The organism is Flavobacterium sp. (assembly GCF_004211145.1).
Taxonomy (GTDB): Bacteria; Bacteroidota; Bacteroidia; order Flavobacteriales; family Flavobacteriaceae; genus Flavobacterium.
This window is the reverse complement of record NZ_SEBS01000002.1, coordinates 139,727-155,434: the sequence shown is the minus strand read 5'-3', so window position 1 is coordinate 155,434 and position 15,708 is coordinate 139,727. Positions and strand designations below refer to the sequence as shown.

The window sequence follows — 15,708 nt, the reverse complement described above, 5'->3', positions numbered from 1 at the left end:
CATCCTATGTCAACGACAATACGAACGATCACACTAGCGGTTTGCTGCTTTTTCACGGTCTCGACCCAAGCGCAAAAAAATGTTTTTCTCGAAAGGGAATATTGGAAAGCGTCGCCCGATGCTGCTAAAGTAGAGTCGGACATCAAAGCCGGAAATAATCCGTCGGCGATGACATCGGCTGCGTTCGACGCCACGGTTTACGCGATCATCGAAAAAGCGCCCGACGCAACGGTTCATTTCCTGTTGACGCAACCCGGAAACGATGTGAATAAAATTATGCACGACGGACGCACGTATATTTTCTGGGCGGCCTATGTCGGAAACACCGATTTAATGGAATATCTCCAGAAGAAAGGCGCGAAAACCGATATCGTCGAAGATCACGGTTACACGATCGCAAATTTCGCAGCGGCAACCGGACAGACGAATACGAAGGTGTATGACTTGTGCCAAAAATTCGGAGCCAACTTCAAAAAGGATTTGGATCACGAAGGTGCGAATGCGTTGCTGCTGGTGGCGACGGGCGCGAAAGACATGACGTTGATCGACTATTTCACGTCGAAAGGTCTTGACCTGAAAAGCAAGGATTCGCACGGAAACGGCGTCTTGAATTACGTCGCGAAAGGCGGAAATCGCGAACTCATGGAAACCTTACTCAAGAAAGGCGCGACGTTCACCGACAACGCAATGATCATGGCCGCCCAAGGAACTCGCTCGAATACGAATACGCTGGAAACGTATAAATTCCTCGAATCGAAAGGCGTGAAACCGAACGCCAAAGGTGAAAACGGTGAAAACGCGCTGCATTACATCGTCCGAAAAGACAAACAAAACGAAACCGTCAACTATTTCCTGTCGAAAGGTTTGGACGTGAACCAAACGAATAAGGATGGAAATACGGTTTTCATCGCGGCCGCGGGTTCGAATGGCGATATCCAGTTGATCAAACTATTGTCAGAAAAAGTCAAGAACATCAATGCAACGAATGCGAAAGGCCAGTCGGCTTTGGCGCTCGCCGTACAAAATAATTCTCCCGAAATCGTGACTTTCCTGATTGAAAAAGGCGCCGATATAAAAGTGGCCGACATTGATGGAAACAACCTGACCTATTACCTCGCGCAGTCGTACAACACGAAGAAAGCTACCGATTTCGAAGCCAAATTGAAATCGTTGCAGGCAAAAGGACTCGACGTTTCGTCGGCTCAAAAAAACGGGAACACATTGTATCATTTAGCCGTCGCCAAAAACGATTTGTCGCTGTTGAAACGCGCGAACGAACTCAACGTCGACATCAATAAAAAGAACGCCGAGAACATGACCGCGCTGCACAAAGCCGCGATGAACGCCAAGAATGACGAGGTCTTGAAATTTCTGATCAGCGCAGGCGCGAAGACGACCGAAAAGACCGACATGAACGAAACCGCCTACGATCTGGCGTCTGAAAACGAAGCGTTGAAAAAAGATAAAATCTCCATCGAATTCCTCAAATCATGAACAAAACCTTCCAACTATTGATCGCGCTGGCGTTTTTCGCGTTGTTGCCGAATTCGTCGGCCGCCCAAGCCACGAAATACAAATGCATGGTCCAGATGTCAAACTATCCGGGTGAAGGCGCGTACATCGTGGTTTCGCTGATCAACCCGAAAGGCGAATACGAGCAAACGCTCTACATGATGGGCCGAGATAAAAAATGGTACAACGACTTGCCCGAATGGTTCAAGTTCCAAAAGGCGAAAAAGCAAAACATCAGCGCGATCACGGGCGCTTCAGTTTCAGGAGGCGATCGCGCGGTGAACGTCATCGAGATCGATAATTCGAAATTGAATGCGGGCTACACACTGCGTTTCGAATCGGCGGTCGAGAACCAGAAATATAATTTGAAAGACGCCGAAATTCCGTTGACGACTGAAAACGTATCGGGCAAAACCGATGGAACGGGCTATATCCGCTACGTCCGTCTGGCTCCGAGCAATTAAAATTCGGCGCAATCGTAGCTTAAAACAAAAAATATGACAATCTCGATCTGGAGATACAGCCATCTCACATTGGCGGTATCTTCTTTTCTTTTTATCGCGCTCGCGTGTCTCACGGGAATTATTTTGGCGTTCGAACCGGTTTCAGACAGCTTGAAACCGTATGCGATCAACGGGATGAACGACGTTTCGCTTGCCACGACGATTTCATCGGCCCAAAAAAATTACGACGAGATAATCGAGATCAACATTGGCGATCGCTTCGTTTCGGCCGATGTCATCAACCAGGAAGGCGACAGCGAACAAATTTACATCGACCCGAAAACCGGAAAGTCACTCGGCAAACTCGAACCTGAAAACGAATTCTTCCAAACCGTAACGACGTTGCACCGCTCGCTTTTCCTTCACGGATTAGGCCGCGTTTTCATGGCGATCACGGCATTCTTACTTTTCCTGATCGCGATTACTGGCTCGATTTTGGTCGTGAAACGCCAACGCGGATTGAAGCGTTTCTTCTCGAAAATCGTACGCGAGGATTTCTTCTCGTTCTATCACGTGTTTCTCGGGCGCATTTGGCTCTTGCCTATTCTGATCATTTCGCTAACGGGAACATTCCTGTCACTCGAACATTTCAAGTTGTTTCCCGAAAATAAAGTCAAGCACGACGTCGATTTCGAAAACATAAAACAAAGCCCGAAGAAAGCGATCGCCGATTTTGACGTGTTCAAAAACATCAGACTTTCGGAAGTCAAATCCATAGAATTCCCGTTCTCTCCCGAGCCTGAAGACGCCTTTACGGTGAAATTGCACAACCGCGAAATCGTCGTCAACCAGATCACCGGAGAAATCCTCAGCGAAAAAAAATATCCCGCAGCCGCCGACTGGATCAGCCTGAGCATGGATCTGCACACGGGTCGCGCAAGCATTGTTTGGGCGATCGTACTTGCAATCGCATGCGTGAATATCCTGTTTTTCATTTACTCGGGATTCGCGATGACGCTCAAGCGCCGTGCGGGAAAAATCAAGAACAAATTCAAAAAAGACGAAGCCGAATTTATTGTGCTCGCGGGTTCTGAAAACGGAAGCACGATGCGTTTCGCCAAGACATTCCATCAATCGCTGCTCAGAGCCGGAAAAAAATCGTATTTCTCGGAACTCAATTCCTACTCCGAATTTGTCAGCGCTTCACAAATCATCGTATTCGCAGCGACATACGGACGTGGAGACGCGCCTTCAAATGCAACAAAAGCGATCCGATTGATTTCGGAAATCCCGCAGAACAAAAATGTCCGATTCTCAATCGTCGGTTTCGGATCGCACGCCTATCCTGATTTTTGTCAATTTGCTTTTGACTTGCACAACGCGATGTCACAACAGGCGCATTTGGAACCGCTTCTCGAAATCAAAACGATAAACGACAAATCGGTTTCGGAATTTGCGGAATGGGTAAACGAATTTTCCCGGAAGACAGGAGTGCCGCTCGACATTGACCACAACCAATTATCGGCCAAACCAAAAAAACTGCAAACGTTCACGGTCACCACGAAAACCGATGCCGCGATCGACGGAACATTCACGATCAAACTGCGACCGAAAAAGAAAAAACCGTTCGAATCAGGAGATTTGCTAAACGTTTATCCGATGGACGACCATCGAGAACGTCAATATTCCATCGGGAAAATTTCGGGCGAAATCCAACTCAGCGTGAAACGCCACGAAAACGGTTTGGGTTCTGATTACTTACATTCGCTTATTGTCGGACAAACGATAAAAGCACGATTGGTCGAAAATCCGGAATTCCATTATCCGTCCGACGCAAAACAAACGATTTTGATTTCAAACGGAACCGGAATCGCGCCTTTCCTTGGCATGATCGAGCAAAATGGCCCGAAAACGAAATGCCATTTGTATTGCGGTTTCAGGAACGGCGCATCGTTCGAACCGTATCGCGAATTGTTGGAGTCTCAATATTCGAGCGGGAAACTGCATAAACTCAACGTCGCCTATTCGCGCGAAGGTGATAAACGATATGTGAAGGATTTGCTCGCAATCGATTCGCAACTCGTCGCCTCGGTGCTAAAGGAAAACGGCACGATCATGATCTGCGGCTCACTCGCAATGCAGGAAAATGTGTTGGAACTGTTGGCTTCGATTTGCAAATCGCTTGAACATCCGTTGAGCCATTATCAGGCCGTCGGAAAGATTAGGATGGATTGTTACTAAGGCAGTATACCCCAAAATCCATTCGTTATGTACAATCGCACGGTGAAAGACGAGCCGACAATCCAAACTAACAGCGATACCAAGCTGACTCCGAACGCCTTGAAATAGTTCGCCGCTCCCGATTTCCCGAGAAATCCAACATAAAAAGTTGCACCATAAAATAGTTGCAAAAACATCAGGACGGCGACCATATATAGGCGCGAAATGCCGAGTAAATACGCGATCGGGATCAAGATCAATGCGTAAATCAACAAGCAGAAACCCAACAAATACATTCCCGCGACGACGTGTTCGATGTAGTTGTATTTCGCTTTTTTATAAAACAAAAAATAAATGAAAGCGCTTAAAGGCAGCGCGGCCATTGCAATTAGATTCGAGTAACTGTTCGTAAAACGGTTAGCTTTTTCAGCGCGTGTATAGATTTTCTCCAATCGGGTTTTCGTCGCGGGATCGGTCTCGTCGCGCAATTCCGGATGTTTTTCGTACACGTCGATGGGAAGCTGTGATTGCTTGAACGTCGCGGTAAAAACGAAAATCGCTGCGATAATCAAGAAGAAATTCAACGGCGGAAAATACTTTCGGCGTTTGCCTTCTATATATTCCTTCGCGACTATTCCGCGCTTTGCGACCAAATCACGCACCAACTGAAACAAACCTTTGTCGGCGTGCGTGAAATAATGGATGCCGTCGTGCACGAGCTCGTGCAAACCCAGCCGATGCAAATCCGCTTTTTGCCCGCAACCCGGACAAAACTCATATTCGGCAACCAACGTCGTTTCGCAATTCCTGCAGTTAGTATGCATATTCGAAGTTTTGTGAAAGATACAAAATCAGCACATTACACAAAAATTGAATCGATTACCTAGAACATTTTTCGCTTTCCGATTAGATTCTTCCCGATGAAATATGCAATCGTCGACGCTTGAAACGCCATCGCGCCCGCGAGCGCATAATTTGCATTTTTCACGTGTTCGACCTTCATCAAAGCCGAGACGACAACCAGAACGATCGACAACGCGAGCATTCCAAAAAATGTTTTTTCTTTCATGATTATTTGTTTTCGGGTACGAATTCCATTACGTCCCCAGGTTGACAATCCAGTGCTTCACAAATGGCCTCGAGCGTCGAAAACCGGATGGCTTTCGCTTTTCCGGTCTTGAGGATCGAGAAGTTGGCCGTGGTCATGCCGATGCGTTCGGCGAGTTCGTTCGACCGCATTTTGCGCTTGGCAAGCATGACATCTACGTTTATAACTATTGGCATATCAAAGCGTTAAGTCGTTTTCTTCCTTGAGGTTTTTACCGATTTTGAATATCTCCGAAAGTACCATAAAAAACAATCCCAACGCGATCGAAAGCAACATCGAATCGAATCCGCCGGTCCCGAATTGCAAGCCCAAGTGGTTGCGATTGATCATATTATAAAAGAATAACGGGATTTCACCGAGTAACGTCGACGCGATCAGACACCAGCCGATGCGTTTGAAATTTGCGATTACGACTTCAGTAAAAATCTCCCTTTTCACGAGCGAATGCACATTTTTTCTAAACAGGAAAATCGCATACACGAACAATAAACTCGAAATCGCCGAGGTGACGATCAACAGTCTCGCGCCCCAATTGTCGGCGATAATTTCCTGCCCTTTAATTTTGAGCGGCAAATCCTCACCGTTAAAAAATGCGATCGGACCAAGAATAAAAATTCCGATTACGGCAAAAATGCTGAAGAAGAAAAACAAGTCAAGCAATGTCTTTAGAAGGTTTAGTTTTTTCATGTGTAAGAGTGTTTTGATGTTGGAACAAATATATAAAAATTATCGAATAACAATAATAAAATATTTAATTGAAATAATTTTTTATCTTTTTGAAACAATTTCCCGCTGTCCACTTTTAGCTATTTTAAAAAATGTGCGTTTGCCGGCGGTTTCGCGTAGCTTCCGTCGGTCGCTCGCGAAACCGAGCAAACGCTACATTTTTTTTCAAAAGGCTAACCGTTTCCATCGGGGCTGGCGAATCGTTTCCATAACATAAATCGTATTTTTACGACATGGAATTCCCGAAAAACTTACTTGAAAAACTACAGGCGCGACACGACAACAATGCGTTCCGGAAACTCTCGTCGACGAATTTGCGCGTCGATTTTTCGTCGAACGATTATCTGGGATTCGCGAAATCACAAGAGCTTTTCGACAGCACGCACGAATTCCTTGTCAATAACGGAATCACGCAAAACGGCGCGACAGGTTCACGACTTATCTCGGGAAACCATGAATTGTATGAAGTCGCTGAAAATTTCATCGCGGATTTCCACGACAGCGAAACGGCGTTGATTTTCAATTCAGGTTATGATGCGAACGTCGGGTTTTTCAGTTCGGTTCCGCAACGCAATGATTTTATCCTTTATGATGAATTGTGCCACGCCTCGATTCGCGACGGCATCGGGTTGTCGCACGCGAAATCGTTCAAGTTCACGCACAACGATTACGAGGATTTGGAAAGGCTCGCACTTCGGTACAAATCATCGGGCACAAATCTATACGTCGTAACCGAATCGGTCTTTTCGATGGATGGCGATTCGCCGAATCTTGAAATCCTAAGTGAGATCTGCGAGAAACACGATTGCCTGTTGGTAGTCGACGAAGCGCACGCACTCGGCGTTTTTGGCCAAAACGGCTGTGGTTTGGCGCAACAAAACAAACTCCAAGACAAGTGTTTCGCGCGCGTCATGACGTTCGGGAAAAGTTTGGGTTGTCACGGGGCGGCTATTTTGGGATCGAGCCAATTGCGCGATTATCTGATCAATTTTTCAAGGAGTTTCATTTACACGACGGCGCTTTCGCCTCATTCGGTCGCGACGATTTTAACCGCCTACAAACGTTTACAAACGTTTACAAACGGCTTTGGTCTGAATGAAAATATCGCACATTTCAATCAGGAAAAATTCCGTTTGGGCTTGAAACCGATGTTCGTCTACAGCAAATCGGCGATCCAATCGGCGATAATTCCAGGAAACAACAAGGTGAAAACGGTCGCGTCGGGTTTACAACAACAAGGATTTGACGTGAAAGCGATTTTGTCGCCGACAGTTCCTGAAGGCCAGGAAAGACTTCGGATTTGTTTACATTCGTACAATTCGGAACGCGAGATTTCAGACTTGCTCGAAAATTTAAGCCGATTGGTTTTCTGACGACGACATTTTGTGCCGTTCCATTTTCTTGGTAGTATTCTCGTGCGAATCGAAAAAAGTTGCGCGGAATCGGCAGTACAAAGACACGACGATGTCCTTTACGATTTTTTCGAAACGAATTCAAAAATTATCGACACATCCAGGCGAGAAGCATTCTTTCATAACCTTTGATTTCGAGTTCGACAGTATCGTCCAAGAAAATCAAACTCCGGTCATACGCTTACATCTGCGATTGCGTGAACGATGTGAAATTGCAATCGTATCGCATCGAGTTTCGATAGAAAGTTCCGTCAAAATCGTCTTCGATTGCGTACTTTCATGATATGGAACCACAATTTTCATTTTTAGCGACCTATACTTATTCATCCGAAGCCCAAATTTTCAAAGGCCTTCTCGAATCTCATGGCATCGAAGTTTTTATACGCGACAACCATACCGTCGACGCGGATCCTTTGGTGAGCAACGCGGTCGGAGGCGTCAAGCTTTTTGTAAGAACCGAGGATCTCGATATGGCGAAAGATATTTTGGGCGAGGTCAGGCAATATTCGGTCGACGAATACGGACAACCGATAACCTGTCCCGAATGTGGCGCACAAAAAGCCGATCTGGTGACGTCGGTCAAAGAGAAAAAAACGCTTTTCGCTGTTATCGCATCTTTCCTGATCGGTGGATTGCCGTTATATACGAATTATCATTACAAATGCGCGAATTGCGGTCATGAATTCGGCTCAAGCCTCAGTTGATTAACGTCAGTCGAATATTTTGAGCAAACTTTCAACGCGTCATTGCGTTTTGCGTTTCCTAAACCAGCGCATGTCTTCTTCGCCAAATAAATACGCATACGGCTCGGTTTCCGGACTCAATTCGAACAATTTTTTGAGGATCGCGATCGACGGAATAATCAAGATCATGCCCGGAATTCCCCAAATCGCGCCTCCGATGAGCAAGCCCAAAAACGTCACGAACGCATTCAGGCTGACGTTCGCGCCTGTAATCCTCGGCGTCAGATACGCGCTTTCAAGGAATTGGATCAGCGTAAATGCGACCACGATCGCAAACGGATAGAATAAATTGTCTTTAGTAAGCAGCGCGAAAAGAAACGGCAAGATCGCGCCCAGAGCCGGTCCGAGATATGGAATGATGTTCAGACATCCCGCGAGCATGCCAAAGAAAATCGCGTGCTTGATACCGAGCGCAAAAAGAATTCCCGTGTTCACGACGCCCAAAATCAACATGACTTTTCCGGCTCCGACGAGGTAGTTGTGCACCACTTTTCTCAGGTCGGCGAGTTGGTCAAGCAGGTCGGAATTCTTTTGCTTCTTGAAAACTTTTGTAATGAAAACCGCGAAGTGATCGCGATAGATCAATAAGAAAAAGATGAAAACCGGTAATAAAATGATGTCGGACAACGTGCCCAATGTCTTCATGAAAAAATCGGTGAGCGCTTTGTCGTCGCTTTGCACGAGGCTGAATATTTTCTTGAGTTCGAAACCGCTTTCCATTTGGATGTCGAAACCGGTAGTGTTTTGAAGCCAACTGTCAATCCTTGTCGCGAAATTATTGAGGTTGGTCTGCATGTTCGATTGGATATCGGTCGCGAAATTCCCGACTTGGGTCACGACGAAATAAACAAATGCGATGAGAACGGCCGAAGCGAGCAACAACGCGATGAAAGCAGCCAAAGACCTCGGGATTTTGCGTTTCTCCAACCGATTGCAAAACGAAGTGAGCAACATTGCGATGTAGGCCGAAAGCAACAGCGGAATCAGGATTTTCTTGGCCATGACCATCACAAAGATGATGATGATAATCAATAGCGATAGGAAAACGGCCTTGATGTAAGGCGGGATTTGCGATCGAATCATGGTTTTTGTGTTGTTTATTAAATGTAGTTAAAAATCGCGAGACTTTTCGGGTTGGTTTACTTCGCAGTGGTTTTTGGAGTTTGCATTTTGCCGTTTCGCGCGTTTCGAAGGTACGGGGAATCAGATGCCGCGGCGTTGGGATATCTTGAAATTTCCTCAGCGATTTTCTGTTTGGATTTTTCCATTAAAGAAAATCATCAACAGATTTTGTTGGGAATTGATAAAATTGACACAATCCAAACAGATTTTATTTTGCAGCCGTTTACAACAACCTGACACGCAACTTTGATTTAACAAAAAGTGTTTGTTTCGTGTAATGACCATATTTAGAGAAAAACGTCCTTGTCATCGGGGAAGGGCCGATGTCGATCCCTAAAAGAATATCCGACGCCCAAGCTACGTGAAACATGCAGCTTTTGTTAAAAGTGAGATCGATACACATTTTAACCTCAGCTAAAAGCACAATCGGTATCTTTGTAATATGAAGTTTTTTATCACCGGAATCTCGACCGACGTGGGCAAAACCATCGCGTCGGCCATCGTAACCGAAGCACTCCACGCCGACTATTGGAAACCCATTCAAGCAGGCGATCTAGACAATTCGGACAGCCATAAAGTCAAGCGTTTGATTTCGAACGAAAAGACGGTAATTTTCCCGAATTCGTACGCGCTCAACACGCCCGCGAGTCCGCATCTGGCAGCGGAAATCGACAACGTCCGAATAGAAATCGACAACATAATCGAACCTGAAACGACGAACGAACATTTGATAATCGAAGGCGCGGGCGGTTTGTACGTCCCGATAAACGAATCGCAGACCATCGCCGATCTGATCAAACCCGATTATAAAGTCATTGTCGTTTCCCGCCATTATCTGGGAAGCATCAGCCATACATTATTGACGATCGAAGCGTTGCAGCATCGCAAATCGGATATCGCGGGAATCATTTTCTCAGGAGACGAAAATGCGTCGACCGAGAAAATCATCCTCGAAAAAACAGGCGTCAAGATGATCGGCCGGATCGAACACGAACCGTATTTCGACCAAAACGTGATCGCCGAATACGCCGAAAAATTTAAACCTTTTTTGAATGTTGAATTTTAAATGTGATTTGTCCCACATTGAAAATCCAAAATCCAAAATTCAAAACAACATAATGACTTTACTCGAAAAAGACGCCGCGTACCTGTGGCATCCATACACGCAACACAAAACCGCAAAACCGCCCGTGGCAATCGCAAAGGCCCAAGGCGCGCTGGTTTGGGATGTCGACGGTAAGGAATACGTCGACGCGATTGCATCCTGGTGGGTGAATCCGTTCGGGCATTCGAACAGGTTCATTGCCGACGCGATCTACAAGCAACTCACGACGCTCGAACACGTGCTCTTTGGCGGATTCACGCACGAACCTGCGATAAATGTGGCCGAAAAACTGCTCGCCATGTTGCCGTCGAACCAGCAAAAAGTATTTTTCTCAGATAACGGATCGACCGCGGTCGAAGTCTCGATCAAGGCGTCGCTCCAATATTTCTACAACAAAGGCGAAACGCGCAAAACCATCATCGCTTTTGAGGACGCTTTCCACGGCGATACGTTCGCGGCAATGGCGGCAAGCGGAATCTCGCTTTACACTCAGGCGTTCAAGGGAATGTTTATCGACGTCGTACGAATTCCTGTTCCCGTGAAAGGCCAGGAAGAAAATGCGAAATCGGCGTTGAGAAAAGTAATTGCCGAGAATCCGTGTGCCGCATTTATTTTCGAACCGCTGATCTTGGGCGCGGCCGGAATGGTGATGTACGAACCTGAAATACTCGACGAACTGATTTCGATCTGCAATGAAAATAACATTTTGACGATCGCCGACGAAGTCATGACGGGCTTCGGGAAAACCGGAAAAAATTTCGCATGCGATTACCTCACGAAACAACCTGACGCGATTTGCTTGTCGAAGGCGCTCACGGGCGGCACGATTCCCATGGCGATCACGACCTTTACGCAGGAAATTTTCGATGGCTTTTATTCAGATGACATCAACAAAGCGCTGTTCCACGGGCATACGTTCACGGCGAATCCCACGGGTTGTGCGGCGGCTTTGGCGGCTTTCGAATTGTTGGCGTCAGACGAGATCCAATCGAACCTCATCCGAATCAATAAGACCCAAAGCGAATTTTCAGACAGGATTTCAAAACATCCAAAAGTAGCGACGACTCGCGTCCTGGGAACGATCATGGCGCTCGAAATCAAAACCGATGGGAAGTCGGCGTATTACGGGGAACTTCGGAACAAACTATACGATTTCTTCATTGAAAACGGCGTTATTTTGCGTCCGGTCGGGAATATCGTGTACGTTTTGCCGCCGTATATTATTTCAGACCAGCAACTTGAAACCGTGTATTCGGTCATCGAAAGAGCGCTCGAAGAAATCGCGTAAACATTGTGCTTGCTTTAAGATTTTGTCGCGCTGGAATTGAATAACTTTAGTCGACAAAAACAATATTTATGATTCATCCTGATACCGAACTCAGGTTCATCAGCGACGCGATCGGCTATGGCGTGGTCGCGAAAAAATTAATCCCGAAAGGCACGATTACATGGGTTCAGGACGACCTCGACCGCATCTTTACGGCTGAGGACGAACAGGAAATTTCTCCCAAAATGCGCGCATATCTCGATACATATTGTTTCACGAACAACCACGGCCATAAAGTTCTTTGCTGGGACAATGCGAAGTACGTGAACCACAGTTTCAACTCCAGTTGCATGAGCACGGCCTACGATTTCGAGATTGCGGTGCGCGACATCCATCCCGGCGAACAACTCACCGACGATTATGGCTACCTCAACATTGAAGAGCCGTTCGAGGCCGAGGACGAAGGCACCGACCGCAAAATCGTGTATCCGGACGATTTATTGCGTTATCACGAAACCTGGGATAATCTGGTGCGAGATAACCTTGATTTGATCCGAAACGTGGAGCAGCCGTTGCAACCGTTCGTGAATCAAAATATATGGAACGAATTTGAAAGCGTAATCGATGGACAAGCGGAATTGAAGTCGTTGTTGACTTGTTATTACGATATGTCGAAATAGAGTTTTGCGGTTTTGAGACTTGACAGGTTTATGCTGCTACGTTCCATAGAATTCGGCTGCGACTCGGGTTAAAACTTGTCAGGTCTAAGTTCAGGAAATTCCTCAGCGGGAAATTACATGTTTCATATCTATTTTGTTAATTGTAATTCCCTTTTGCGACAATCGATTTTTTGAAAAGTTGCACTGCAAAAATCAACTTCAATCGACCTACTTGCTGATTTGTTGCCGTATTTTTGCAAAATAAATCTACGTTTTGCAACAACCCGTTTCCATCATGTCGATCGCTTCGGTTTCGCCTTTGGGTGATTCGCCCGAGGCTGTCTGGCAAAATTACAGTTCCAAAAAGCATTTTTTTTCTCGGCACGATTTCAATGGGAATACGGCTTGGGGCGCTTTTTTGCCCGAATCGATAAAATCCGGAATCGATTCACTTAGAAATTCCGACAACAAGTACCGTTCGTTAGACGATTCGGTTCTCTTCGCGATTGCGGCGGCACGCAAAGCGGTCGAGAAATCGGGTTGGAACAAGGACGCGATTTTTGGAATCAACATCGGATCTTCAAGAGGCGCAACGGGTTTGTTCGAACAGCATTTCGCCGAATTCCTCCAAAACAACAAAGCCCAAACGTTGGCTTCCCCGACAACGACGCTCGGAAACATTTCGTCCTGGGTCGCGCACGATTTACAAAGTTCGGGTCCTGAAATTTCACATTCGATCACGTGTTCGACGTCGCTTCACGCATTGCTTAACGGAATCGCCTGGCTCAATTCGGGAATGTCCGACAAGTTTCTCGTCGGCGGAAGCGAAGCACCTTTGACCGCGTTTACCATTGCACAAATGCAGGCATTGAAAATCTACTCGAAGGAAAACGGCGAATTTCCGTCACGCGCGATGGATTTTGAAAAAACATATAATTCGATGATATTGGGCGAAGGCGCGGCGATTTGCTGCCTTGAATCGGGAATCAACGAAAATGCGATCGCAATCGTGTCGGGAATCGGGTACGCGACCGAGATTTTGGTACACAACACTTCAATTTCAACCGAAGCCGACTGTTTCCAAAAATCAATGAAAATGGCGCTCGGAAATCTCGATCCGTCAGAAATCGACGCTATCGTAATGCACGCTCCGGGAACGATCAAAGGCGATTTGACCGAATTGCGCGCGATCGAAAAAATCTTCAAAAACCACAAACCGTTGCTAACGACGAACAAATGGCAGACCGGACATACGTTCGGAGCGTCGGGTATCTTGAGCGTTGAGATGGCGGTTCTGATGTTGCAGAAGCAGCAGTTCGTCGGAATTCCTTTCGGTGAAAATCAAATTCAGAAACCGTTGAGGAAGATTATGGTAAATTCGGTCGGATTCGGCGGGAATGCGGTTAGTGTGGTGATCGAAGGTACGAATCAATAATAGGTAAGTTGGCGACGCAATTTGTAAAGCGGCACATCGTCGACAATTTTTGTTTGTAGGGTCCAATTTCGTCTTTCGTCATATTCGTATGTGTACCGCGTCACTTGTATTTGTGTCCCTTTTGTATACGTGAGTTTTCGGACTGTTTTATCGTCATTATATTCGTACAGAATCCGCAAATCATTTTGAGGAAATTTTTCAAAAGTTGATTCGATTTCTAAAAGCAAGTCATTTTTATCGTATCGATATTTGGTTTCGGTCGAGCCAAAATCATAACTCACCGCGACAGCACTTTTGAGATTGTTGCGGTTGTACTTTGTTTTTATCGTGACGGAGCTTCCATCCTCCCGAAACTCCCAGGATTCTGTCTGCGTATCCTGTTCGTCGTACTTCCACGTGCATTTCAACCACATGTTTTCATTACCCGCAATGGTGAACATGTACATTTCATTGGACTTGCTTTTCGATTGCTGTTTATCTTGCTTGTACTCGGCGATCCTTCTGTTGCGGGCATCGTACTTGTACATTTTCAAATTCACCGAACCATCGGCCCAAAATTTTCGTTCTTCAATCAGGTTCGCGTTCTGGTCGTAAATATTTTGCGTATACGAATAATATTTCGGGTCGTCCGAATAATAAGTCATCGATGACCGCAACAGACAATCGTCGTCGAAGTAAAACCGCTTCGATTCACGTGAAAAAATCGTTAAGAGATCTTTATTACTGATCAGGTTTTGGTTGTTATCGTATTCGTAACGGTTATCACCTACGATCTCATCATTCTTGTAAAACCAAGTTTCCCTTGTCAAAAAACCGATCGAATCGTAATGTTTAAGATAATTCGCATAATGGACGAAAGGACTGTGAAACCATGCAACATCAAATCGCTGCTGGGAAAATTGCGGACTTTGGAATCCCGAATGCCCGTAGTCGCCATCAATCTCGAACAATCGATAGTTTTGTCGCGACGAGTCCAGATAGATTAATTTAACACGCTCCGATTTTACTTTTCCCTTCCGATCATTCACTTGGCAAACTCCCGAAAATGAAATAAAAATGCAAAAAAGAACAACAATCCTATTTGGCATGATTAACGGTGATGGCGATAAAATCTTAAACATGGCAGTTCATAAACGTTTAGATATTCTTATAATCTTCAGGTTGGAACTGTTTTTAGTAAATGGCCAAGTGGTCAAAAGTAAAATAACAAAAAATCCCGCCAACCAAGCGGGATTTTTTTTCTAAACTAAAACAACTAAAAACAACTAATCTCTATTTCTTTCGGCCTAGCGGCCGGCTTTTGAATACTTGTGGCGCTGTTCGACGAGCGGGTTCGACGACTTTGGAACGTTTTCGAAAGGTTGGAATTTATATTCCTCGTTGATGTTCGTGAGCACTTTCAATTCGAAATCGAATTTGGTCTTCAGCACGAACAGGCTGTCGTTTATGATTTCGCCTTTTTTCTCGACGAGGAAATGTTTCTCATCAAGGTTCACGTAATACTGTATCGTGATGGTTCCGCTGCCGGCTTTGTAGATGCCGCGATCCCAAATCGGTGCCGCATCCTCGTAATGACTTAGGTCACATTCGAAAAACTTTTTGGCATTCCTGATGGTATTTCCGTCGGTCAAACCACATTCCTTATGATGGTCGAACGAGCCTTTTTCGCGTGTTCCGATCAATGCTCCGGTTGTGAGCACCGACCCGTCGGCGTACAACAGGAACGGCTTGATGGCGTGTTGCCTGTCTTTGGTCTCGTCTTGCGAGAATCCCGTGTATTCGTTCCTGAAAATTTTTCCGTCGAGTTCCTGATAATAGTAACCGTCCATTTTGAGCGAATTATCGTTCACGCCCCAGTCATTGCTGTCGAGGATGTTTTCTTTGTGCTTGACGCCTCCGCACGATAACAGCGCGGAGCCGGCAATGCATAACAAAAGTATTTTTTTCATAATTCGC

17 protein-coding genes are annotated in these 15,708 nt (G+C 45.8%); 10 read left to right on the top strand and 7 right to left on the bottom strand.

Features of this window, described 5'->3' with window-relative positions; translation table 11 throughout:
• The first annotated feature begins 6 nt into the window (after positions 1-6).
• The 3 genes from EOO50_RS01705 to EOO50_RS01695 are packed head-to-tail and all read left to right on the top strand — an operon-like array spanning position 7 to position 4,196.
• Positions 7-1,494, top strand: coding sequence for an ankyrin repeat domain-containing protein (locus EOO50_RS01705; protein WP_290837256.1), 1,488 nt, complete (start codon positions 7-9; stop codon positions 1,492-1,494).
• Positions 1,491-1,976, top strand: a complete 486-nt coding sequence (locus EOO50_RS01700) for a DUF2271 domain-containing protein (RefSeq protein WP_290837254.1) — start codon at positions 1,491-1,493, stop codon at positions 1,974-1,976. The genes EOO50_RS01705 and EOO50_RS01700 overlap by 4 nt, the downstream gene beginning before the upstream one ends.
• A 33-nt stretch (positions 1,977-2,009) precedes the next feature.
• A complete protein-coding gene (locus EOO50_RS01695) occupies positions 2,010-4,196 on the top strand; it encodes a PepSY domain-containing protein (RefSeq protein WP_290837252.1) in 2,187 nt (728 codons plus the stop codon).
• On the opposite strand, the gene EOO50_RS01690 is transcribed toward EOO50_RS01695, so the two are convergent.
• From EOO50_RS01690 to EOO50_RS01675, 4 genes are read right to left on the bottom strand one after another with little or no spacing between them, the layout of a single operon-like run.
• Complete coding sequence (locus tag EOO50_RS01690; protein ID WP_290837251.1) at positions 4,193-4,999, bottom strand: DUF3667 domain-containing protein; 807 nt, start codon at positions 4,997-4,999, stop codon at positions 4,193-4,195. The two genes, EOO50_RS01695 and EOO50_RS01690, sit on opposite strands and share 4 nt — an antisense overlap.
• Positions 5,000-5,058: 59 nt before the next feature.
• Positions 5,059-5,244 carry a hypothetical protein gene (locus EOO50_RS01685; RefSeq protein WP_290837249.1) on the bottom strand — a complete coding sequence of 62 codons (186 nt, stop codon included), beginning with the start codon at positions 5,242-5,244 and terminating at the stop codon, positions 5,059-5,061.
• A gap of 2 nt (positions 5,245-5,246) precedes the next feature.
• Positions 5,247-5,459 carry a helix-turn-helix transcriptional regulator gene (locus EOO50_RS01680; RefSeq protein ID WP_290837247.1) on the bottom strand — a complete coding sequence of 71 codons (213 nt, stop codon included), beginning with the start codon at positions 5,457-5,459 and terminating at the stop codon, positions 5,247-5,249.
• 1 nt (position 5,460) lies between these two features.
• Positions 5,461-5,970: a DUF2975 domain-containing protein gene (locus EOO50_RS01675; RefSeq protein WP_290837245.1), complete on the bottom strand. Its 510-nt coding sequence runs from the start codon at positions 5,968-5,970 to the stop codon at positions 5,461-5,463.
• 272 nt (positions 5,971-6,242) lie between these two features.
• On the opposite strand from EOO50_RS01675, the gene EOO50_RS01670 reads away from it, so the two are divergent.
• Complete coding sequence (locus EOO50_RS01670; protein ID WP_290837243.1) at positions 6,243-7,382, top strand: 8-amino-7-oxononanoate synthase; 1,140 nt, start codon at positions 6,243-6,245, stop codon at positions 7,380-7,382.
• A gap of 323 nt (positions 7,383-7,705) precedes the next feature.
• Positions 7,706-8,125 carry a DUF2007 domain-containing protein gene (locus EOO50_RS01665; protein ID WP_290837241.1) on the top strand — a complete coding sequence of 140 codons (420 nt, stop codon included), beginning with the start codon at positions 7,706-7,708 and terminating at the stop codon, positions 8,123-8,125.
• Between the two features lie 39 nt (positions 8,126-8,164).
• On the opposite strand, the gene EOO50_RS01660 is transcribed toward EOO50_RS01665, so the two are convergent.
• A complete protein-coding gene (locus EOO50_RS01660; RefSeq protein ID WP_290837239.1) occupies positions 8,165-9,247 on the bottom strand; it encodes an AI-2E family transporter in 1,083 nt (360 codons plus the stop codon).
• A 481-nt stretch (positions 9,248-9,728) separates the two neighbouring features.
• Here EOO50_RS01660 and bioD point away from each other — a divergent pair, with 481 nt between their 5' ends.
• From bioD to EOO50_RS01640, 4 genes are all read left to right on the top strand, one after another.
• Complete coding sequence (gene bioD, locus EOO50_RS01655) at positions 9,729-10,352, top strand: dethiobiotin synthase (RefSeq protein WP_290837237.1); 624 nt, start codon at positions 9,729-9,731, stop codon at positions 10,350-10,352.
• A 52-nt stretch (positions 10,353-10,404) separates the two neighbouring features.
• Complete coding sequence (gene bioA, locus EOO50_RS01650; RefSeq protein ID WP_290837235.1) at positions 10,405-11,679, top strand: adenosylmethionine--8-amino-7-oxononanoate transaminase; 1,275 nt, start codon at positions 10,405-10,407, stop codon at positions 11,677-11,679.
• Between the two features lie 68 nt (positions 11,680-11,747).
• Positions 11,748-12,338, top strand: a complete 591-nt coding sequence (locus tag EOO50_RS01645) for an SET domain-containing protein (RefSeq protein ID WP_290837233.1) — start codon at positions 11,748-11,750, stop codon at positions 12,336-12,338.
• 253 nt (positions 12,339-12,591) lie between these two features.
• On the top strand, positions 12,592-13,752 hold the full coding sequence (locus EOO50_RS01640; RefSeq protein WP_290837231.1) for a beta-ketoacyl synthase N-terminal-like domain-containing protein: 1,161 nt from the start codon (positions 12,592-12,594) through the stop codon (positions 13,750-13,752).
• Here EOO50_RS01640 and EOO50_RS01635 read toward each other — a convergent pair.
• Positions 13,746-14,702: a hypothetical protein gene (locus EOO50_RS01635; RefSeq protein ID WP_290837229.1), complete on the bottom strand. Its 957-nt coding sequence runs from the start codon at positions 14,700-14,702 to the stop codon at positions 13,746-13,748. The genes EOO50_RS01640 and EOO50_RS01635 overlap by 7 nt on opposite strands.
• A gap of 106 nt (positions 14,703-14,808) precedes the next feature.
• Here EOO50_RS01635 and EOO50_RS01630 point away from each other — a divergent pair, with 106 nt between their 5' ends.
• Positions 14,809-14,997: a hypothetical protein gene (locus EOO50_RS01630; RefSeq protein WP_290837227.1), complete on the top strand. Its 189-nt coding sequence runs from the start codon at positions 14,809-14,811 to the stop codon at positions 14,995-14,997.
• A gap of 41 nt (positions 14,998-15,038) precedes the next feature.
• Here the strand turns inward: EOO50_RS01630 and EOO50_RS01625 are convergent, their stop codons facing one another.
• A complete protein-coding gene (locus EOO50_RS01625) occupies positions 15,039-15,701 on the bottom strand; it encodes a hypothetical protein (RefSeq protein ID WP_290837225.1) in 663 nt (220 codons plus the stop codon).
• Positions 15,702-15,708 lie beyond the last annotated feature (7 nt).